Origin of the sequence: Planococcus sp. CAU13, assembly GCF_000775575.1 — a bacterium.
In the GTDB taxonomy this organism is placed as follows: domain Bacteria; phylum Bacillota; class Bacilli; order Bacillales_A; family Planococcaceae; genus Planococcus.
Map to the genome: position 1 here is coordinate 1 of NZ_JRGN01000111.1, position 20,106 is coordinate 20,106.

The following is a 20,106-nucleotide window of genomic DNA, read 5'->3' on the forward strand; positions in this document are numbered from 1 at the left end:
AAGCAGCGGAAAATTTTCCGCTGCTTTTTTCTTAGTTGTCGTCTCTATCAAAAGTGCCTGGTTTGTCGTCGTATCCCCCAGTGAAAATAGCTGCAAGGAATGCAACACAAACGCCTAGAATAAGGATTAAGTTCATTTATAACGACCTCCTTGAAATGTGCATCTTTGTTTAGTATAGCGGAAAACGGGGAAAAATGAAATATATGTCCTTCCTGAAATATGGAGAATTTCTGTCGGTTTGATTGTTTGTGAAATATGTTGAAACCGATTCGGGTTTCATTCGTATAGTAGGGTAGTGAAAATATTCAATAAGGAGAGGTTGATCTAGATGAAAATGAAGATTTCAGCGACTTTGCTCTGGATTTCAGCGATTGCTGAAGCGTTTCTGGCTATTCCATTTCTCGGCGGGTCGCTTGTCATCAGTACAGGCTATTCGGTTCTTGGATTCATGTTCGTGCTGCACGCGATAACTTTATTCTTCTGTTTCCGCGAATATTCGCCGAAATCAGGTCCGATCCTTGGTATAATCACAAGTCTTCTTGCCTGGATTCCGCTGATCGGCTGGGCATTGCACTTACTCAGCGCGATTGTGCTGTTTATCAACGCAGCTTCTGCCAGCCGTCCACGACGTATATAAAAAACCGCCTTCCATGGCGGTTTTTTTCTATGGCTTAAACTCGAAATTTTTCTGATGAATTTGTACAATGGAAGAGGAAAGAAGAAAGGGTGATCAGCATGGAATTAACGATCAATTCAACAAAAAGATTACATAACGGAGTGGAAATGCCGCGCTTTGGACTTGGCGTTTATAAAATGACAGACCGGGAACAGGCCGTTATGGCAATGAGTGCAGCCATCGATGCCGGTTACAAGGCGATCGATACGGCGACCGTATACGACAACGAGCGGGAAGTCGGGGAAGCGGTGAGGAATTCATCTGTCAAACGGGAAGATCTGTTCATCACATCGAAAGTGTGGAATACAGATCAGGGGTACGACCAGACTTTACGCGCTTTTGAAGCGTCACTCGAGCGGCTCGGATTTGATTATCTGGATCTGTATTTGACGCACTGGGCTGTGCCGGGTAAATACGAGGATACATACCGGGCGATTCAGCGCCTGTATGACGAGAAGCTGGTGCGTGCAATCGGCGTTTCGAATCATCACGAGCACCATCTGGAGCGGATATTGGCGAAAGCGAATACAAAGCCGATGGTCAATCAGATCGAATTGCATCCTCAGTTGACGCAAGAACCGCTGCGGGAATTTTGTGCGGAGCAGGACATTGCTGTGACTTCCTGGTCACCATTGGCGCGAGGCCGCCTGCTGGAAGATGTGGTGCTGTCGGAAATTGCACAGTCACATCATAAGACGGTTGCGCAGGTAATCATTCGCTGGCATTTGCAGAAAGATTTGATCGTCATTCCGAAATCGGTGACGCCTGAACGGATTGTGGAAAATGCGGATGTCTTTGATTTTTCGCTGGCGCAGGAAGAGATGAAAGCGATCGACGGCCTGAACCAGGACTGGCGGACGGGCACGAATCCGGACGACGTCAAAGCACAATAAAAAGAAGTTCCCTTTTAATATAGAGGGAACTTCTTTTATTATCTTGCTTTATCTTCCACGATAATTTTTTCACCGGTAAATGGATGGATGAACGACATGCGGAATGCATGCAGGTGATAAGCGCCGTCCTGTGTCGGCGGTCCGCCGTATAATTCGTCGCCGATGATCGGATGGCCGATATGCGACAGGTGAGTGCGGATCTGATGCGTTCGCCCGGTTTCAAGCGACAGCTGAAGCAATGATTTGCCTTCCATATGGCGTAATAATTTATAATGCGTAACGGCACTTTGGCCGGTCGGGGAGACCATGCGGCGTGTCGGGTGATGGCGGTCACGGCCTATGGCGAAATCGATGGTGCCTGATTTGTTGTGGACTTTCCCTTTGACGACAGCCTCGTAATCACGGACGAGCTGTTTCTGCTCCAACAGGCGGTCCAGAATGTTTTTGGCGACAGGGTGCTTCGCTGCCATCAGCAGTCCCGAAGTTCCCTGGTCAAGCCTGTGGACATGTTCTCCGTATGACCCGCCGCCGCGGATGATATGGCCGATGATGGCGTTGATGAATGTATCGTTTTGCCCGATTTCATTCGGGTGGGTGTTCATGCCTTTCGGTTTTCGTGCAATCAGGAAATGTTCGTCTTCAAACAGCACCGGCAGTTCGATGTCGTGGTTCGGCTCGTAAGGCGACTCGGCTTTCGGCAAATCGAATTGCAGTACCGTCCCTTTTGCCAGCGGCTCTTTCCAGACGACTTCCTGGAACTTTTCATTTTTTACGGCTTTGGCCATCCGCAGTTCATGCACCACTTTTTTGCCGAGTCCCCATTCGGTCCGCAGCAATTCCTCGACGGTCATTCCTTCATCCTGTATTTCGTAAGTCCAGCTCATTCGATTGCCTCCATAAAAAAAGAGCATGCGCAGTGCACAATGCTCTCCTATAAATTATTTTTTAACGACTTCTGTGAAAAATTGTTCGATATTCTCTTTCGGCTGTGCACCGACCCAGCGTGCCACTTCTTCACCGTTTTCATAATGGACCAGTGTTGGCGTGGACTGAACCATGTATTGCTGCCAACCCTGTTCATATTCTAACAAATTGTATTGCAGCACGTCCACATCCATATCTTCAGCAACCGGCATCAGAACCGGTGTAGTCTGCTGGCAGTACTGGCAGGTCGGACTGAAGAAATAGACAGTCGTAGGTTCGCCTGATGAAATCTTCTCTTCCAATTCATCCGGCAGGACGATATTCTGGTAATTTTCATCGTTCAGCTGATCGATGGTTGCCTGGTTCAAGTTGTCTTTATCGTAAGGATTGTTCGCCAGTTTTTCATTGTTTGACATCTGTGTCAGGACGATGATCAATGCAAAGATGGCAAGAACAACGCCTCCGATGAGCAGCATTTTTTTCAATTTATTTTTCCTCCTTAAGAGTTTTCAGCAAATAAATGCTCATTCCTGCGATTAAAATGAATGCGGTAAGCGCCAGGAAAGGGATGGTGATGAATCCGAGCCAGTTGATATATTGGCCGGTGCAGGGAACCTGCCCGCATGACGGGGCGGAATCAGCCAGAAAGCTCAATTTCTGTATTCCGTAATGGTACAGGGAAATTATGCCGCCGATACCTGAAAAGATTAATGTAGTGACAGCGATCTTCACGTTTTTCTGGAAGTACGCCACCCCGCCGATGATGACCAATGGATACATGAAAATCCGCTGGATCCAGCAAAGCTCACACGGGATATAGCCGCGGATCTCAGAAAAATAAAGAGAGCCGGCAGTGGCAATCAGCGCAATTGTCCAAATGCCCAGCAAAAGATTTTCTTGGATTTTCGTCATAGTTCAGGTCCTCTCTTGTTAAATAGCTACTATAGAATTATAATTCTTTAATTAGGGCAAGTAAAATAATATTATCCTTTCATTATATCCTATATAATGAGATGTGATACTTTTGTGAAGGAGTGGCTAAAGTGGCAGAGCATTTTGACTTATCCGATTTCGAAAAAAGCATGATCATCCGTGAGATGACGTATGCAGATATAAATGCCATTCTCGAAATGCAACGTTTGTGTTTTCCGGGCATGGAACCCTGGGAGGAAGAACAGCTAAGAAGCCATCTGGGTGTGTTCCCCCAAGGTCAGATTGTGGCAGAACTAGACGGAAAAGTAATTGGTTCGTGTTCGAGTCTGCTGATAAATTTTGATGAGTATGACGACCGCCACACCTGGGACGATGTAACGGACGGCGGTTACATTACGAACCATAACCCGGACGGCTATAATATGTACGGCATCGAAGTGATGGTGCATCCGGAATTCCGCCGCATGCAGGTCGGCCAGCGCCTCTATGAAGCGCGCAAGGAGTTGGCGCGTGAACTGAACCTGAAATCGATCATCATCGGCGGACGGATCCCCAATTACCATAAACATGCAGAGGAAATGTCGCCGCGTGAATATGTGGATGCAGTGTCCCGGCATAAACTCTATGACCCGGTACTGACGTTCCAGTTGATGAACGGTTTCCAATTGATGCGCATCAACCCGAATTACCTGCGGGATGACAAAGCTTCCGGAAAATATGCGACATTGATGGAATGGAACAACGTCGATTACAAACCGGTGTCGAAGCGCCATTTCAAGACGAGTCTGCCGGTCCGTATTTGTGTTGTGCAATACCTGATGCGAGCCATTGAATCCTTCGATGATCTGGCAAGCCAGGTGGAATACTTCGTCGATGTGGCGTCCGATGCCCATTCCGACTTTGTCGTATTCCCTGAGATTTTCACTACGCAATTGATGTCGTTCCTGAATGAACCATCACCGAGCCAGGCAGTCCGCAAACTGACGGAATACACGCCGCAGTATATCGAATTGTTCACGGATCTTGCAGTGCGCTATAACGTAAATATTATCGGCGGTTCCCATTTCGTCAAAGAAGAAGACGATGAGATCTATAACATCGCTTACCTGTTCCGCCGCGACGGTTCAATCGATAAGCAATATAAAATCCACATCACGCCGAATGAACGGAAATGGTGGGGCATTTCAGCAGGAGATTCTGTCCGCGTATTCGATACGGATTGCGGCAAGATCGCCATCCAGATCTGCTACGATATCGAATTCCCTGAACTTGCGCGCATCGCGACAGATATGGGCGCGAACATCATCTTCTCGCCATTCTGTACGGAAGATCGCCAGGGGTATTTGCGCGTCCGCTACTGTGCACAGGCGCGTGCGGTTGAAAACCAGATCTATACAGTCATTTCAGGTACTGTCGGAAACTTGCCGCAGACGGAAAACATGGATATCCAATATGCCCAATCAGCGATTTTTGCACCTTCGGATTTTGAATATGCACGAGATGGCATTGTCGGCGAAACCAATGCGAACCTCGAAATGGTGCTGATCGGCGACGTCGATCTGGAAATCCTGCGCCGCCAGCGGCAGAACGGTACCGTCAAACAATTGAAAGACCGCAGACATGATGTCTACCGCGTCGAATACAAAAAAGATTAAACAATTATATGAAAAATGAAAAATCGCAGGCCGCTTCCGGATGGAGGCGGTTTTTTTTCTTTATTTTTGTTAAACTGGAAGTAGTTCGAACGACTTGCACGTATTTGAATGGAGGGATCCCTATGGATTGGAAAGAACGGATCAAACGCTGGCTGGATCACAAAGGACTGGACGAAGAAACACGGAAGTCCCTGGTTCTGCTGCAGGAAGATGAGAAATCGGCAGAAGATGCATTTTACCAGGATCTCACTTTCGGGACCGGCGGCATGCGCGGTGAAATCGGGCCAGGCACCAACCGCATCAATATCTATACCGTGCGTAAAGCTTCACAGGGCATAGCAGATTACATAAAATCCAACGGGGAAGAAGCGATGGCGAGAGGGATCGTGATCGCCTATGACAGCCGCCGCATGTCTCCTGAATTTGCGGAAGAAGCAGCCAGGACGTTTGCAGCAAATGGCATCCACACATATCTATACAGCGGCACCCGGACGACGCCGCAATTATCATTCAGTGTGCGTTATCTCCATGCTTTCATGGGAGTGGTCATCACCGCGAGCCACAATCCCCCGGAATATAACGGCTATAAGGTGTATGGTGAAGACGGAGCACAATTAAACCTTGAAGATGCGGACCGCGTCATCGAATTTGTCAGCAGGGTAAAAGATGAACTGACAATTTCGAATGAAAGCTTTGATCCGGCACAGCTTGTTTTAATAGATGAGACATTGGACAAGGCATATATCGCCAATGCACTGACCGTGCGTGAGCAGGCGTCCGCAACACCGATTCAGGCGGTATTCACCCCGCTCCACGGCGCATCCGGCGAAACGGTAAAACGGCTGCTTGATAGTGCCGGTTATACGGATGTCAGCTACGTAGCAGAACAAATGGCGCCGGACGGTGAATTCCCGACTGTGGCTTCGCCGAATCCGGAAGAAGGGGCCGCATTCGAATTAGCCAAAGAGTACGGTGAAAAGACTGGGGCGGATTTGCTGATTGCAGTGGATCCTGACGGCGACCGTGTGGGCATTGCCGTTGCAAACGGTGGCCACTATGAGTTATTGTCGGGCAATCAGACAGGAGCAATTCTGATCGAGTACATTTTGAGCCAGAAAAAGCTGAAAGGTGAACTGCCTGAAAACGGCCGCCTCTTTAAAACGATAGTGACTTCGGAATTCGGGCGTGCAGTCGGTGATTCATACGGCGTCAAAACGACAGATGTGCTGACGGGTTTCAAATTTATCGGCGAAAAGCTGAGAGAGAATGACAGCAGCAAAGAATTTGAATTTTTATTCGGCTACGAGGAAAGCTACGGTTACCTGATCCGCGATTTCGCACGCGACAAAGATGCGGTGCAAACAGTGCTGCTGCTTGTTGAAGCGGCGGCGTATTACAAAGCACAGGGCAAGAACCTTCATAACGTGCTGACTGAATTGTATAATAACCATGGCTGGTACCGGGAAGCGCTGGTGTCCATAACGAAAAAAGGAGCGGACGGCGCAAGGGAAATAACGGCGCTGTTAAGCAGCATGCGAGAGAATCCACTGCAGGAAATTGCAGGCATCGCAGTTTCTTCAATCGAAGATTACGAGACGCAGAACCGGATTTTCACGGATTTGGGCGAGAGCGAAAAGATTGAATTACCGCAGGCCAACGTCCTGAAATATTTCCTCGAAGACGGTTCATGGGTCTGCCTGCGTCCGAGCGGCACGGAACCGAAAGTGAAATTCTATTTCAGCGTCAAAGCGGAAACGGAACAGGAAAGCGACGAAAAGCTCGAATTGATCAAAGAATCGTTTCTCCATGAAGTGAATAACAGATAGATGACCGGCTCCCTGTGCAAAGGGAGCTTTTCTCATTCGAAAGTAGGAGGCGCATAAAGTGCAGGAACGTGTATGGTTAAATTAATGACGCGGGGTGAAAAAGATGAAGCTGAGTGAGCATTCCAACGTAATTCTGCTGAAGGAAATTGCCGAATTGCTGAATGAGGAAACCGATATGGAACGGATGCTGGACGGTGCCATCCGGAAGCTGCTGAGGGGTTCGAATTTTGAAACAGCCTGGATTTTTTTCATTGATGAAAATGGCAGGCATCGGCTGATGGCTTCGGCGAATTTGCCTTCAGCGCTCCAGGAAGACAATTGCCGGCATCTCCAAAAAGGCGGCTGCTGGTGTGTCAAAAGGTATCATGACGGTGATCTGGACAAAGCCTCAAATATCATCGCCTGCCAGCGGATTGAAAATTCCATTGAAGAAAAGACCGGAAATCATGGAAATATCACGCATCACGCAACCGTTCCGCTTCAATCGGGAAAAGAAAGATTCGGTCTGTTGAATATCGCTGCACCGGACCGGGAACGTTTTACCGCCGATGAACTGGCTTTACTGGAATCGGTGGCTTTCCAGATCGGCTCCGCCATTAAGCGGATCGGACTGACCAGGCAGGAGCAGGAATTGGCGCTGGTGACCGAACGCAACCGGCTGGCCAGGGATCTGCATGATTCGGTCAATCAATTGCTGTTTTCAGTAACCCTGACGGCAAGAGGCGGCGTAGAAATGTCTGATGAGCCGGCGATCCGGGAAACATTCAGTGACATTCAGCACCTGACACAGGAAGCGTTGAATGAGATGCGCGCTTTGATCTGGCAATTGCGGCCGAAAGGGCTCGAGAGCGGTTTGCTCGAAGGCATAAAAGGATACGCCGATATGCTGGGTTTGGAACTGGAAACGAAAGTGTCCGGTGTCATCCAGCTGCCGTCGAGAATCGAAGAGACCCTGTTCCGGATTGCACAGGAAGCGCTCAATAATATCCGCAAACACGCAGGAGTCGATCGCGGCCAGCTGTTCCTGTCTGTTACGCCCACAGATGTGCTGCTTGTGCTGAAAGACGAAGGCCGTGGATTTAGAGTGGATGAAAAATTAATTTTCCCTTCCATTGGCATGCAGAGCATGAAAGAGCGGGCGGCAGCGGAAGGCGGGACAGTGGAATGGTCCAGCAAAATGGATAAAGGGACGGAAATTCTTGTCAGGATTCCTTATTAGAGAGGAGGTTTCGGAATGGTCAGAGTTCTGATAGCGGATGATCATCATGTCGTCCGGCGCGGCCTGATTTTTTTTCTGAAGACCCAGAAAGACATCGAAGTGATCGGTGAAGCGGCAAACGGCAAAGAAGCAATTGAAATGGCGGCCCGGCTGCGCCCGGATATCGTATTGATGGATCTGGTGATGCCGGTGATGGACGGCATTCAGGCCACACGGAAAATAAAAGAGCAGCATCCTGAAATCATCGTATTGATGCTGACGAGCTTTTCTGACCGAGACCACGTGGTGCCGGCCATTGAAGCCGGAGCGGCAGGCTATCAATTAAAAGATATAGAACCCGATGAACTGGTGGAATCGCTTCGCAGTTTAATGCGCGGGGAAAATACGCTTCACCCGAAAGCTTCATCGGAATTGATGAAAGGGCCGGCAGAACCGGCGCCGCATACCGTCAATCCACTGACGCCAAGGGAAAAGGAAGTGCTCGCAGAACTGACAAAAGGGAAAAGCAACCGTGAAATTGCATCTGCTTTATTCGTGACGGAAAAAACGGTGAAGACCCATATATCGAATATCTTTGTGAAACTGGAAGTACAGGACCGGACACAGGCTGCACTCTATGCAGTCAAACATGGACTGACCGAAGCGGGGACAGAATAGAGAAGAGGCAGGACGCTGATTGCGTCCTGCCTCTTCTGCCGTCTTATTTTTTCTTGACCGGACTCCTCCGGTAATCTTTTGTGATCTGCTTCCATTTCGCCCGTTCCGCTTTTTGTGCGGCCAGGTCGCTTTTGCGCTCCATGTGGGCAAGTTCGCGTTTCAATTTCACGTAGCTGCGGAAACGGTCAGGCTGCAGCTCACCTGTTTCGAGAGCTTCCCGGATTGCGCAGCCGGGTTCACTGCCATGATTGCAGTCCCGGAAGCGGCAGGCATCTGCCAGCGCTTCGACATCCGTGAATCCGGATTCGACGCCTTCGGCATAATCGCCGAGCTGGAATTCCCGCATGCCGGGAGTGTCAATCAGCAATCCGCCGGTCGGCAGCAGGACCATTTCGCGGTGGGTCGTCGTGTGGCGGCCTTTGCTGTCATCTTCACGGATTTCCTGCACCGCCATCAATTCCGTGCCGGCCAGTGCGTTGATGAGCGAAGATTTGCCGACACCTGACGATCCGAGCAAAGCCCCTGTTTTGGATCCCGCGAGGATATCCTGTAATGCGCCGATGCCCTCCAGAGTTACATTGGACACAGCATGGACCGGCACACCGAACGCCACGGATTCCACTTCTTTCAGATAATGATCGATCCTTTCACATTGATCCTTTTTCGTCAGGACGATCACGGGGTTCGCACCTGAATCCCAGGTGGCGAGCAGGTAACGTTCAAGGCGGCGTACGTTGAAATCGTGGTTCAGCGACATGACCAGAAATGCGTAATCCACGTTTACAGCGATGTTCTGAATATCAGACGTGTCGCCTGCCGCTTTCCGTGAGAAGGTGGAAATCCGGGGAAGAACCTGATGGATGATGCCTTTTTCTTCTCCCGGCATCCTTTCAACTACCACCCAGTCTCCGACACTTGGGAATTCAGCTTTTGCATGGCTGTGCCGGTATTTACCGGACAATGAACTGAGCCATTCGCCGTGGTCAGTCACGACGCGGTAGAGATTTTTATGTTCGAGCACCACTCGTCCCGGTACTCCAGTCGTTTCGATTTTTTCCTGCCAGAATTCATTCCAGCCGTACTTTTTAATGATTGTCAATTTGAGTTCCTCCAATTTTTATGCAAAATAAAAAACCATGGATGCGTCTTGCAGATCGCAGTCCATGGTTCCCGGGCATAATGGAAGAAGCGTATCGTCAGCGATACACAGGAGGGGATACTATGGACTGGATCGGTTGTGCAATTGCGTGTACTGCATTCAAAAGAATAGCCATAATACCCCACCTCTTTCCTCAAGTTACCTTAAAGATACGTTAAATTTCAAAAGAGGTCAACCCTTTTTTAATACTTTTCCAAGAATTCAGAATGAGCAATAGATTCAGTTCTTGCAAACAAACGGGAGAAGTACTACCATTAAATTAATATTCTGAACATACCAACTGGTCAGTATAAAGAAAGGCGGAAGATATTGTGGATTTTTCCTATTCAAAGAAAACGACAGAGTTGCAGGAACGTTTGAATTCATTTATGGAAGAGCATGTTTATCCCAATGAAAAAACGTATGAACAGCAATTGAATGAGCAGACAAATCGCTGGGGGCAGGTGCCGCCGGTGATGGAAGAATTGAAGGGGAAAGCGAAACAGGCGGGGCTGTGGAATTTGTTTCTGCCCGACAGCGAATACGGTGCCGGGCTCAGCAACCAGGAATACGCACCGCTGTGCGAAATCATGGGCAGGTCGCTGATCGGCCCGGAAATTTTTAATTGCGCAGCACCGGATACGGGCAATATGGAAGTTTTGGTGCGTTATGGCACAGATGAACAGAAGAAACAATGGCTTGACCCGTTGCTGGACGGGGAGATTCGTTCATGTTTTTCAATGACGGAACCGGATGCGGCATCCAGTGACGCCACGAATATTTCGGCGACGATTACAAAAGACGGAGACGGCTACATCGTCAACGGCCGGAAATGGTGGTCGTCAGGCGCAGGTGACCCGCGCTGCAAAATCGCCATCGTCATGGGGAAAAATGATCCGGATGCACCTAAATACGAACAGCAGTCGATGATTCTTGTGCCGCTTGATACACCGGGGGTGACGATTGAACGGATGCTGCCGGTGTTCGGTTACGACCACGCGCCTCACGGCCATGCGGAAATCAATTTTGACAATGTGCGTGTGCCGGCTGAAAACATGATTTGGGGCGAAGGCAAGGGATTTGCGATCGCACAGGGAAGACTGGGGCCAGGAAGAATCCACCATTGCATGCGGCTGATCGGCGCTGCAGAGAGGGCACTTGAAGAAATGTGCCGCCGTGTCCAGGAAAGAGCGCCTTTCGGCAAGCCGCTGGCAAACCAGGGCGTCGTCCGGGAATGGATTGCCGATTCGCGAATTGACATCGAGCAGGCGCGTCTCCTGACGCTGAAAGCTGCCTACATGATGGACACTGCCGGCAATAAAGAAGCGAAAGCCGAAATTGCGATGATCAAAGTGACCGCTCCGAGCATGGCGCTTCGTGTTATCGACCGCGCCATCCAGGCATTTGGCGCAGCAGGCGTCAGCGATGATTTCACACTGGCTGCCCAGTGGGCGAACGCCAGAACTTTGCGCCTGGCAGATGGACCGGATGAAGTGCACCGGAATCAAATCGCAAAATTGGAACTGGAAAAATATAAATAAAATGAGGTGAAAGAGATGAACGTTTTTTCCGAAACGACGATTCGGGTAAGAAAAGGGGAAGAAATTGAAAAAACGAAACTTGAAAAATTTCTGCGCTCGTCAATCGAAAGGCTGCCGGAAGGAGAACTTGAAATCCGGCAGTTCGGCGCCGGCCATTCCAACCTGACCTACGCATTAAAAATCGGGGATTGGGAAGGGGTTCTCAGGAGGCCGCCGCTTGGGCCGGTAGCTCCGAAAGCGCATGATATGGAACGGGAATATAAAATTTTGAAATCGTTATCCCAAGTCTTTCCGGCCGCTCCAAAGCCCTATGTGTTTTCAGATGATCCGGCAATTACAGGCAGCCCTTTTTTTATCATGGAACGGCGTCACGGTCATGTTCTGGACACGGAGTTTCCTGAAGGGGTACAAGCGAGACCGGAACTCGGCAGGGCCATTTCTGAAAAAATGGTGGATACACTGGTCGAACTGCATGCCATCGATTATACGAGGACAGCGCTGGCTGAAATGGCAAAACCGGACGGCTTTATGGAGCGCCAGGTTGCCGGTTGGATCGGCCGCTATGAACGGGCGAAAACAGATGAAATTGCAGAATATGATTCCTTGAAGCAATGGCTGGCTGATAATATCCCGGTCTCTCAGGAACCGTCCATCATCCATTACGATTTCAAATTGAATAACGCGATGTTCAGTGAGGATTTCTCGGAGATGACCGGCCTGTTTGACTGGGAAATGACGACAGTAGGAGATCCATTGGCTGATTTGGGAGCGGCGATGAGTTATTGGATACAGAACGATGACCCGGAACTTCTGAAAGCAGGCATGGGCAAACCGCCGGTTACAGTCAAGGAAGGATTTTACACACGAGAGGAATTTATTCGCCGCTATGCGGAAAAAAGCGGTAGGGACATCACACACATCGATTTTTATCTGACTTTTGCCTATTTCAAGCTGGCGGTCATTGTCCAGCAGATTTATTTCCGGTATAAAAACGGCCAGACCCAGGATCCGCGTTTTGCCCATTTTGATCGTTTTGTCAAAAGTCTCATTCGCCATGCACATGATACAGCAATAAAATAAGGCAGGAGCGGGTATGGAAAAAGAAAGGAGGAGTTGTCATGGCTGGCAATCACAATTTTGGCAGGCAATTATTTACGGATGGCTTTGTGAAAAATCCGTATCCGGTCTATGCACATTTGCGCGAAACGGATCCGGTTTATAGAACGCGGTTCCCGGACGGGCAGCAGGGATGGCTGATCACCGGTTACGAAGAAGGCGTTGCGGCATTGAAAGAGCCGCGCTTCATCAAGGATTTCAGCAAACTTTACGGGGGATCGATGGAAGGGATGAGCGTCTTTACGCAAAACATGCTCTTTTCTGATCCGCCCGACCATCGCCGTTTGCGTGGACTGGCGCAAAAAGCTTTTACCCCACGGGTCATTGAAGGAATGAAAGAGCGGATCGAAGAAATAACAGAAGAACTATTGGATGCCATGGAACAAAAAGAGGAAATCAATCTGATTGATGATTTCGCATTTCCGCTGCCGATCATCGTCATATGTGAAATTCTCGGCGTGCCATCGGAAGACCGGGATAAGTTCCGCATCTGGTCGAATTCATTGATTGAAGGCAGCAGCGGCGAACCGGGCGTCAGTGTCTACCAGCACATGAATGACTTTATCCGTTACCTGGGCGAATGGTTCGGCAAAACGAGGCAGCAGCCGAAAGATGATCTGATCAGCAAACTGATCGAAGCGGAAGAAGCGGGGGACCGGCTGACGGAAAAAGAATTATACGGAGTGGTGACGCTGCTGATCATCGCGGGCCATGAAACGACCGTCAATCTCATCGGCAACAGCTTTTTGAATCTGCTGAAGCATCCTGAACAAAAAGAGCTGCTGAGAAGCAGGCCGGAATTGATCGAAGGGGCGATAGAGGAATCATTGCGTTTTGACGGTCCGGTCGAATTCAGCACATCCAGATGGGCCAGTGAAGACTTTCATTTTGCCAGCAAAGAAATAAAACGGGGAGAACTGGCCATAGTGGCATTGAACGCAGCGAACCGGGACCCGGGCAGGTTTACTGATCCGGAGACTTTTGATATCAGCCGCGAAAAGAGCCCGCACCTCGCTTTTGGCACCGGCATCCACCACTGCCTGGGAGCGCCGCTTGCCCGGCTTGAAGGGAAGATAGCGCTCGGCAAGCTGCTCGAACGCTTTCCGGATCTCGAGCTGCGGGTTCCGGAAAGCGATCTCGAATGGCGCCCCGGGATGATCGTCCGTGGGGTCAAGGAGATTCCGGTAATGAAAAAGCCTTTCACCCCGTAACACTGGTGAAAGGCTTTTCTGTTAAGTTCACTGCGGTTCAATCCTTTCATGGACGCCGCCCGCCCGCTGCACACTGTTGACGATGGTCCCCCTCATCTGATCAATCGAACCGGAAGACATTTCAATGACTTTTCCGTCTTTCATGGTGAAGATGTAGGTATCAACTTTAGTAACTCCATTTTCCCTGATAATGTATTCCTCCACTTTTTCAAAATCGTTCCATTCATAAGTTTCGGAAGTAACCGCAAAAGGAGCGTTCAAAACAAAATTTTGCGGAGTCACATAATAATAATCCGTCAGAGACAGGCTGACGCCGATCAGGCCGATGATGAACAGCGGAGCGGCAGAGCCGTACCTCTTCAAGCGGTGTTCAACATTGGCGAGCACAAGCAGGCCGGCTGCCAGCAGGACAAGTCCAATGCCGCCGGTCAGCAGGGATGTGGATGATGTTCCGACGGCAATTGCAGCCGGTGTGATGAACATAGCCTTAATGGGATAGAAAATGGCGAACGGAGCAAAAAAAGCCGAAACGAATAAAATGACAGCAAATGTGATGTAGATGATTTTCTTCTGGTCTATAAAATCGTACATAAATTATTCCTCCTCCTGTTTCGGATCACTGCAGTCAGAATAGTCCGGTTCTATATGTACGAGTACAACGCAATTTGGTTTCGCTTTTTTTACTTTTCTTTCAATTTCTTCCGTTATCCAATGGCTTTCCGTGACGTTCAATGAGGGATTGACTTCAATTGTCAAGTCGACAAACATGACGTTGCCGTGATGGCGCCCTTTAAAATCACTCAGCTTTCGCACACCGGGAACTTTTCGGATGATTGATGACAATGTTTCCAGTTCTTCTTCATTGAATGCATCTGTCAGGGTCATGACGGATTCCTTAAAAATATCCAATGCGGTTTTCAGGATGACCAATCCGACGATGAACGCAGTCAGCGTGTCGATGACGGGCGCCCCCAGTATGGCGCCAAGAATCCCAATTCCGGCACCTACACTGACTATGGCATCCGACCGGTTATCGTATGCAGCCGCTTTGACAGCCGAGCTGTTGATGTCACGGCTCAATTTCAGGTTATACCGGTAGACCGCGTACATAACGATAGCAGAAAAAAATGCGATCACAGCCGTATAGAGGGAAGGTTCCACTTGTTCACCTGGATTGAAAAAATTGCGCCCTGCTGCAAGCAGCACCTGCAGGCCGATGACGGCCATGATGAAAGATGCTATTAGGGAAGCCACCGTTTCTGCGCGCAGATGGCCGTAATGATGATTGTCATCGGGCGGTTTCTGGGAAATCCGAAGGCCAATCAGAACGGCCACCGAAGCGATAATATCCGTTAAGTTGTTCAGGCCGTCCGCTTTAAGCGCTTCAGAAGACCCGGCAAAACCGAAAGTCAGTTTCATCACACTGAGAAATACATATGCCCCAATGCTGAGCCAGGCGCCTCTTTCCCCGCGGCGTAAGTTTGTATACAGCTCCATAAAGTTTCCCGCCTCCAAATCTTCTGGACAAATTGAAAGCGACTCTCGAAGGAGAGCCGCTTTTGCTATTCAAATAGATGGTTTCCATGTCAGTATAACATTATTGTCTTAAAACAGCATGGCCCCCGGAATCATTTCAGTTGAAAGTAAAATTTACACGCTTGTAATATTAATCATATAAGCAATCAGTTATGCTTTAAAGTAGATGATAAAAAAGGAGAGTTTTTGATGGCGCAGAATAAGTACATGGAAATTTTAAAAGCATCGACCAAGCTGGGTCTGACATCATTCGGGGGGCCGGCAGCGCACATCGGTTACTTTCGTAATGAGTACGTAGAAAAAAGGAAATGGCTGGATGATAAGGCTTACGCCGATCTGGTTGCTTTATGTCAATTCCTTCCCGGACCTGCAAGTTCCCAGGTGGGTATTTCCATTGGAATGCTGAGAGGGGGGCTTCTTGGCGGCTTCCTGTCCTGGTTCGGTTTTACGATGCCTTCCGTCCTGATCCTTGCTCTGTTTGCAATGTTCATATCCGGGGCAACTTTTGACAGCGGCTGGATCCAGGGCCTGAAAATTGTAGCAGTTGCAGTTGTTGCCCATGCGCTGCTCGGGATGGGGAAATCACTGGCACCTGACAAGCAGCGGATTGCAATCGCTGTTCTTTCTGCAACGGCCATTTTGCTGATACCTACCGCCTGGGCGCAAATCGCTGTCATCATCATCGCCGGACTCGCGGGATTCCTTATTTACCGCAATGACAAAGCACCGGAAGCGGTCAAGCTTGTGCTGACTTTCGGCAAGAAGACCGGCATTGCTGCGTGGACAATTTTCGCTGCTTTATTGATCGGGCTGCCATTGCTGCGTCCGTTGTTTGAATCCACTTATTATGCAATTTTTGATATCTTTTACCGGGTGGGATCGATTGTTTTCGGCGGAGGCCACGTCGTCCTTCCGATGCTTGAACGGGAAGTGGTTCCAATCTTTATGGACGCTGATACTTTTATCGCGGGTTACGGAGCTGCGCAGGCAGTGCCGGGTCCTTTGTTTACACTTTCGGCATATTTAGGCCAATTAATGGGCAGTGGCCTGGGTGTCGCCATCGCTGTATTCGCCATGTTCCTTCCTTCGTTTCTTCTGGTCATCGGCACTTTGCCGTTCTGGAGCACAATCCGGACAAAATCCGGTGTGCAGGCTGCCTTGAAAGGGGTTAATGCCGCTGTAGTCGGTGTATTGCTCGCAGCTTTATATGATCCGGTGTTCACATCAGCGATCAGGGCGCCGGTTGACTTTGCCGTTGCGATTATAGCATTTGCCATGTTAGTCTATTTTAAAATGGCCCCTTGGATTGTGGTTCTTTTCACAGCAATTCTCGGCGCTGCGATTTTTGCATTCCTATAGATGAAAGGAAGATGGTAACCGTGAACGCCAAACAAATGGATGAACTGGATCCGCTGAAGGATTTTAAGAAAGAGTTTTACATGACCGATGGGCAAATCTATATGGATGGAAATTCGCTCGGGCTGATGTCGAAGCGGGCAGAAGGCCACTTGCACAGTTTGTCGGAAAGCTGGAAAATCCACGGGATAGACGGCTGGACCGAAGGGGAGAATCCCTGGTTTACCTTAGCGGAAGAACTGAGTTCGCGAATTGCTCCGCTCATTGGGGCAAAAGAACATGAAGTGATGGTGACAGGTTCGATTACTTCGAATATCCATCAGATGCTGGCGACCTTTTTTCAGCCGACAGCCCAAAGATCGGTCATTCTGACAGACGAATTGAATTTTCCTTCGGACATTTACGCGGTGGAAAGCCATATCCGTTTGCGCGGGCTGGATCCGGACAAAGACATGCGCAAAATTAAAAGCCGCGATGGCTATACACTGGAAATGGAAGATATCCTTGGCCAGCTGACGGAAGATGTGGCGATTCTGCTTCTGCCTTCAGTCCTGTACCGGAGCGGTCAGCTGCTGGCCATCCGGGAAATTACCAAAGCGGCGCATAAAAAAGGAATCCTTGTTGGATTTGATCTGGCGCATTCCATTGGTGCAATGCCGCACAGCCTTCATGAAGATGATGTGGATTTTGCGGTATGGTGCCATTATAAATATATGAATTCAGGGCCGGGCGGAACAGGCGGTCTTTACATCCACGAACGCCACCATCATCTTCAGCCGGGCAATGCCGGCTGGTTCGGTTCGGATAAAACAAAGCAGTTTGACATGGACCACCATTTTACAAAAGCGGAAGGTGCGGGTGCTTATCAAATCGGCACGCCGAATATTTTCAGCATGGCGCCGCTGCTGGGCAGTGTTGAAATTTTTGAAGAAGCAGACATTTCCCGTGTCCGCGATAAATCATTGAAACTGACTTCTTTTTTGCGAGAACAACTGGCAGAGAGTGTGCCGGAATTGATTGACGTAACACCTGATGCAGATGAACAGCGGGGCGGCCATATAGCATTGGCGCATCCGGAAGCGGCGAGAATCTGCAAAGCGCTGAAAGACAGAGGAGTCGTGCCGGATTTCCGGGCACCGAATATCATCCGCCTCGCGCCGGTTGCTTTGTATACGTCATTCACCGACACAGAGCAGACAGTGAAAATCCTGCAGTCGATCATGGCTGAAGAATTGTATAAAAACTACAGCAACGAACGAAATGTGGTGGCTTGAATGACTCATAAGGAAATCTTCGATATTTCAATGGAGCTGAACCTGCAGACGCCGGAATGGCCTGGAGACCGCCCTTTTGAATATGCTCTTTCTGTGACGAAAGAACAGAGCGGATCGGTTAATATAGGGGAAATAAAAACCAGTACGCATATGGGTACCCATATCGACGCACCGTTTCATTACGATGATCATGGGCTGAAGGTTGAGGAATTGCCGCTTGAAGTCTATCTCAGCACGGCTCAGGTAATTGATGTTCAGGGATTGGAAGGGATCGGCAAAGAAAGTCTGCCTGAACCTGACGAAGGGGTCACGGCCATCCTGTTAAAAACATGCAGCTGGAAGGACCGGACAAAGTTTCCGGACATGTGGCCAGTGTTTTCGAACTCCATTGCTGAATGGATGGCAGAAAAAAAGATCCGGCTGCTGGGAGTCGATGTTCCTTCGGTGGATCCCGAAAACAGCAAAGAGCTGCCGATGCACCACGCGATGAATGCGAATCAACGATTTATTCTGGAAGGCATTGTACTGGACCATATTGAACCTGGGGTCTACCAGTTATCTGCATTGCCATTGAACATCAAAGGAGCAGAAGGCAGTCCGGTGCGGGCAGTGCTCTTCCGCTAAAAAAATAAACCTTCACCAGTTTTCGGGGTGAAGGTTTTTACATATAATTTGAACGGAAATAAGTTTCCATATTTTTTATATTCATTGCGATTTCATCACAAATTTCCTGATATAATGCCCATTGTTCTGTTTCGTCCATGGACCGCAGCTCTGGATTACGAATATTCCAGCGCAGTAATTTTTGAGCGGGCAAATCCGCTGGTATATCATCCTGTTCGTATTCACCGTCATGCAGCGCGATGATCAAATCCGCTTCACTGACTTCATTCGGGTTATACGATCTCGGTTCAACTTCCGGTAAATCAATTATGATTTCTTTCATGATTTCCATTGGAGTTTCACTTATTGAAGGCTGGCTCCAAGCGGCACTTCGGATTTCCCAATCAGGGAGTTCGAGGCGATTTGCCCATATCTCAGCCATCAGTCCACGGTGCTGGTGTGAAGACAGAAAGTAGACGGTTTGCTTAGACATGGCTGTTCTCCTTCTTCCTTTGTTTCAAGTTTATCATTGGGTACCTTAGTGATGTTTACCCACTTAAAACAGATATAAACTAACAAAAATGTGACGGTTATGACACAAATTTACTTCACTACCAGAACTGAACAGGCCGCCTCTTTCAGAAGTTTTTTGCTTACTGAGCCGACGAAGAATTTCTGGAGCCCCGATTTACCGCTGTTGCCGACCACCAGCAGATCAATTTTCTGCTCTTCAATAAAAGCAGGTATGGTTTTTGAGGCATTGCCTTCAAGTGCTAGAACGTTGGCTTTTACGTTCTTTTCATCCAATTGCTGCTGAATCGAATTATGCATATGCTTTGAAAATTCAGCGGGCCGTTCCAAAGGGTCCCGTGGCACTTTATTGCCTTCATTTTCACCGATTCCAAATGGCATGAACTGGGCGTATGTGCTGTCCACACTGGCAGATGCGACGGGTGCCGAAGCATCACCGGCGTTCATGTACCCAACGCTTTCCTGTGTGTCTTCGTTGACGTAAATAATTGAAAGCTGCATATCCGGAAAGTCCTGTTTCAATTCAAGGGCTTTTTCGAAAGCCATCTTACTGCCATCTGAACCATCATATGCCACGGCCAAATTTTTGAACATGATTTTCACCCCACTAGGATTTGCTCTTATTAAGAAAGTACCCGTATGATAAAAAATAAAAACATTCGTTTGCCTTTTTACACGAAGGGTTGTATTTCATTGCCGGGATGGTAATATTTTGCGGAAAACCGGCGAATCATAATGAATATTCTATTTTTTAAAAATAATGTTGACAATTCAAAAAAGGCAGTGTTACGCTTGAGCTATCAAATTTGAAGGAATGGAGGTTTTGACGATGAAAAATGTATTTGCAAACATTCAGCCCAATTTCATATGCACGTCAGGCCATCCTGTTTTTTGTCTTTGAATTTATTTCGTGACTAGAAGTATCGGGACCGGTCTGACCACCTGTCCTTTTTTCGTGAGCGCATGCCGAGAAAAACTGGCATGCGCTTTTTTGTGTCCAGACTCCAGCGGCCCAGC

At 48.8% G+C, this 20,106-nt stretch carries 20 protein-coding genes; 12 read left to right on the top strand and 8 right to left on the bottom strand.

What is annotated here, in order from left to right:
• Positions 1-334: 334 nt before the first annotated feature.
• On the top strand, positions 335-637 hold the full coding sequence (locus KW93_RS04800) for a hypothetical protein (protein ID WP_033541860.1): 303 nt from the start codon (positions 335-337) through the stop codon (positions 635-637).
• A 98-nt stretch (positions 638-735) separates the two neighbouring features.
• Positions 736-1,569 carry an aldo/keto reductase gene (locus KW93_RS04805; protein ID WP_033541861.1) on the top strand — a complete coding sequence of 278 codons (834 nt, stop codon included), beginning with the start codon at positions 736-738 and terminating at the stop codon, positions 1,567-1,569.
• A 38-nt stretch (positions 1,570-1,607) separates the two neighbouring features.
• Here the strand turns inward: KW93_RS04805 and KW93_RS04810 are convergent, their stop codons facing one another.
• The 3 genes from KW93_RS04810 to KW93_RS04820 are packed head-to-tail and all read right to left on the bottom strand — an operon-like array spanning position 1,608 to position 3,405.
• Positions 1,608-2,453 (bottom strand): RluA family pseudouridine synthase, encoded by an 846-nt coding sequence (locus tag KW93_RS04810; protein ID WP_033541842.1) that lies wholly within the window; start codon positions 2,451-2,453, stop codon positions 1,608-1,610.
• 54 nt (positions 2,454-2,507) lie between these two features.
• Positions 2,508-2,978: a thioredoxin family protein gene (locus KW93_RS04815; RefSeq protein ID WP_033541843.1), complete on the bottom strand. Its 471-nt coding sequence runs from the start codon at positions 2,976-2,978 to the stop codon at positions 2,508-2,510.
• A gap of 1 nt (position 2,979) precedes the next feature.
• On the bottom strand, positions 2,980-3,405 hold the full coding sequence (locus KW93_RS04820) for a disulfide oxidoreductase (RefSeq protein ID WP_033541844.1): 426 nt from the start codon (positions 3,403-3,405) through the stop codon (positions 2,980-2,982).
• Between the two features lie 131 nt (positions 3,406-3,536).
• Here KW93_RS04820 and KW93_RS04825 point away from each other — a divergent pair, with 131 nt between their 5' ends.
• The 4 genes from KW93_RS04825 (at position 3,537) to KW93_RS04840 (ending at position 8,783) form a co-directional block, all read left to right on the top strand.
• Positions 3,537-5,081, top strand: a complete 1,545-nt coding sequence (locus tag KW93_RS04825) for a carbon-nitrogen hydrolase family protein (protein ID WP_033541845.1) — start codon at positions 3,537-3,539, stop codon at positions 5,079-5,081.
• Positions 5,082-5,203: 122 nt separating this feature from the next.
• A complete protein-coding gene (locus KW93_RS04830) occupies positions 5,204-6,907 on the top strand; it encodes a phospho-sugar mutase (RefSeq protein WP_033541846.1) in 1,704 nt (567 codons plus the stop codon).
• Between the two features lie 103 nt (positions 6,908-7,010).
• The gene (locus tag KW93_RS04835; RefSeq protein WP_033541847.1) at positions 7,011-8,126 is read left to right on the top strand and encodes a GAF domain-containing sensor histidine kinase; all 1,116 of its coding nucleotides are present in this window, start codon (positions 7,011-7,013) and stop codon (positions 8,124-8,126) included.
• Positions 8,127-8,141: 15 nt separating this feature from the next.
• Complete coding sequence (locus KW93_RS04840) at positions 8,142-8,783, top strand: response regulator (protein ID WP_033541848.1); 642 nt, start codon at positions 8,142-8,144, stop codon at positions 8,781-8,783.
• A 43-nt stretch (positions 8,784-8,826) separates the two neighbouring features.
• Here the strand turns inward: KW93_RS04840 and rsgA are convergent, their stop codons facing one another.
• The gene (gene rsgA / locus KW93_RS04845; protein WP_033541849.1) at positions 8,827-9,882 is read right to left on the bottom strand and encodes a ribosome small subunit-dependent GTPase A; all 1,056 of its coding nucleotides are present in this window, start codon (positions 9,880-9,882) and stop codon (positions 8,827-8,829) included.
• 371 nt (positions 9,883-10,253) lie between these two features.
• Here rsgA and KW93_RS04850 point away from each other — a divergent pair, with 371 nt between their 5' ends.
• Genes KW93_RS04850 through KW93_RS04860 form a run of 3 tightly spaced genes read left to right on the top strand, consistent with a single transcriptional unit; the run spans position 10,254 to position 13,789 of the window.
• Complete coding sequence (locus KW93_RS04850; RefSeq protein WP_033541850.1) at positions 10,254-11,462, top strand: acyl-CoA dehydrogenase family protein; 1,209 nt, start codon at positions 10,254-10,256, stop codon at positions 11,460-11,462.
• A gap of 15 nt (positions 11,463-11,477) precedes the next feature.
• Positions 11,478-12,542 (top strand): phosphotransferase family protein, encoded by a 1,065-nt coding sequence (locus KW93_RS04855; RefSeq protein WP_033541851.1) that lies wholly within the window; start codon positions 11,478-11,480, stop codon positions 12,540-12,542.
• Positions 12,543-12,580: 38 nt separating this feature from the next.
• Entirely contained in the window at positions 12,581-13,789 is a 1,209-nt protein-coding gene (locus KW93_RS04860; protein WP_033541852.1) for a cytochrome P450 family protein, read from the top strand.
• A gap of 27 nt (positions 13,790-13,816) precedes the next feature.
• Here the strand turns inward: KW93_RS04860 and KW93_RS04865 are convergent, their stop codons facing one another.
• Both KW93_RS04865 and KW93_RS04870 read right to left on the bottom strand, forming a co-directional pair.
• Entirely contained in the window at positions 13,817-14,380 is a 564-nt protein-coding gene (locus tag KW93_RS04865; RefSeq protein WP_033541853.1) for a hypothetical protein, read from the bottom strand.
• Positions 14,381-14,383: 3 nt separating this feature from the next.
• A complete protein-coding gene (locus tag KW93_RS04870) occupies positions 14,384-15,286 on the bottom strand; it encodes a cation diffusion facilitator family transporter (RefSeq protein ID WP_033541854.1) in 903 nt (300 codons plus the stop codon).
• A gap of 228 nt (positions 15,287-15,514) precedes the next feature.
• Here KW93_RS04870 and chrA point away from each other — a divergent pair, with 228 nt between their 5' ends.
• From chrA to KW93_RS04885, 3 genes are read left to right on the top strand one after another with little or no spacing between them, the layout of a single operon-like run.
• A complete protein-coding gene (gene chrA / locus KW93_RS04875; protein ID WP_033541855.1) occupies positions 15,515-16,684 on the top strand; it encodes a chromate efflux transporter in 1,170 nt (389 codons plus the stop codon).
• 11 nt (positions 16,685-16,695) lie between these two features.
• A complete protein-coding gene (kynU, locus tag KW93_RS04880) occupies positions 16,696-17,955 on the top strand; it encodes a kynureninase (RefSeq protein ID WP_033541856.1) in 1,260 nt (419 codons plus the stop codon).
• Positions 17,956-18,579, top strand: a complete 624-nt coding sequence (locus tag KW93_RS04885) for a cyclase family protein (RefSeq protein ID WP_033541857.1) — start codon at positions 17,956-17,958, stop codon at positions 18,577-18,579.
• A gap of 37 nt (positions 18,580-18,616) precedes the next feature.
• Here the strand turns inward: KW93_RS04885 and KW93_RS04890 are convergent, their stop codons facing one another.
• Together KW93_RS04890 and KW93_RS04895 are read right to left on the bottom strand one after the other, a co-directional pair.
• Entirely contained in the window at positions 18,617-19,051 is a 435-nt protein-coding gene (locus tag KW93_RS04890; protein WP_033541858.1) for an arsenate-mycothiol transferase ArsC, read from the bottom strand.
• A gap of 110 nt (positions 19,052-19,161) precedes the next feature.
• A complete protein-coding gene (locus KW93_RS04895) occupies positions 19,162-19,683 on the bottom strand; it encodes a universal stress protein (protein ID WP_033541859.1) in 522 nt (173 codons plus the stop codon).
• Positions 19,684-20,106 lie beyond the last annotated feature (423 nt).